This is a genomic window from Streptomyces sp. NPDC058964, assembly GCF_042741275.1.
Lineage (GTDB): Bacteria > Actinomycetota > Actinomycetes > Streptomycetales > Streptomycetaceae > Streptomyces.
Genome location: NZ_JBHYKH010000989.1, coordinates 1 through 1,325, shown reverse-complemented (window position 1 = coordinate 1,325; position 1,325 = coordinate 1). Strand labels below are relative to the sequence as shown.

2 protein-coding genes are annotated in these 1,325 nt (G+C 72.4%); one reads left to right on the top strand and one right to left on the bottom strand.

The features are described from left to right. Positions 1-478 precede the first annotated feature (478 nt). Positions 479-631 carry a hypothetical protein gene (locus ACFW2E_RS47075; protein WP_384478369.1) on the bottom strand — a complete coding sequence of 51 codons (153 nt, stop codon included), beginning with the start codon at positions 629-631 and terminating at the stop codon, positions 479-481. Positions 632-762: 131 nt separating this feature from the next. On the opposite strand from ACFW2E_RS47075, the gene tsaA reads away from it, so the two are divergent. Beyond that, positions 763-1,167 (top strand): tRNA (N6-threonylcarbamoyladenosine(37)-N6)-methyltransferase TrmO, encoded by a 405-nt coding sequence (gene tsaA, locus ACFW2E_RS47070; protein WP_384478366.1) that lies wholly within the window; start codon positions 763-765, stop codon positions 1,165-1,167. Positions 1,168-1,325 lie beyond the last annotated feature (158 nt).

Genomic DNA, 1,325 nt, shown 5'->3' with positions numbered 1-1,325 from the left:
CACCCACCCCGGCGGGCGGGGCCCCCGCCTGGCCCGGCCGGGTCGATCGGGACTCCGTCCCCGCTGGCGCCGCGGGGGGGGGTCGGGGCGGGGGCGTGGGCCCCCACGACCCGGTCGGCGAGTACGAGTCGTGTGATCGGTGCGCCAAGGAACGTCCTTGTCCGCAGCAGCGTGCGGGCCAACCGGTGTCCCAGGAAGCCGAACGCACCCGTGATGACGACTCTCACGTTGCCTCTCTTCGCGTGCGTGCGGGGGCGTGACACCGTCCAGTGCGACGGGTGGACCGCGAACGACGGCTACGGCGAACTACCCACGCCGGTACATCGGCGAAACGCCCGGCCCACGACCGGGTCCGCCGCCGGCGCCTCGGGGGCGACCTCGCCTCCAACGGCTCTGGTCACACGGCCGCGGACTACGCCCGTGTCGGGCTCGCGCCCGGCCGGATCCAGCTCTGGGGGGACGGCTTCCACACCTCCGGTCAGAACGACGACCCGAACGTCTTCGTCTGGTGGTACCCGGATTTCACGGTCGACGACGGCACGGTCGTGTCCTTCGCGCCGAGCGCCCGGATCGACGACGGGTTCGCCCACGAGCCCGGCGAGGCCGGACGCAAGCCCAAGTCCAGCGTCATCGTGACCGACCCCGGCGGAACCAGCCACGGCGCGGTACACGCCTACGGCTGCGCCGAATTCTCCGGTTCCACGGACCGTTTCGACGTAGAGTCCCAGTCACCGGACGCAGCGACATCGAGGAAGAGGATTCTTGACCGAACACGTATTGCGGCCCATCGGGCACGTCGAGTCGGCGCTGAAGGATCAGGCGGCTGCGCCCCGGCAACCCGACGAGGGAGCTCCCGACGCCTGGCTCGTCCTCGACGACCAGTACCTCCCCGCCCTCGACGGCCTCACCCCGGGCTCCGACGCGCTGCTGCTCACCTGGCTCGACCGCGCGGACCGCGACACGCTCGCCGTCCACCCGCGCGGGGACAGCACCCGACCGCTCACCGGCGTCTTCGCCACCCGTTCACCCGACCGGCCCAACCCGATCGGCCTGCACACCATTCACATCCTGTCGGCCGCCGGCCCGCGCATCCACGTCCGCAACCTCGAAGCCCTCGACGGGACACCGATCCTCGACATCAAGCCGATCCTGACGCGCGACCGCTGACCGGGGCTCCCCCGTCCACTCAGTGGGGTCGCGGGCCGCCGGCCCCGCCCCCCCCACCCCCTCGCGCGCACACGTGACTCTGGGGGGGGGGGGGCGGCCCCCCCCCGCTTGCGCTTATTCGAACAAAGAACCACACCCACAGATGACGGCGGGCGCGC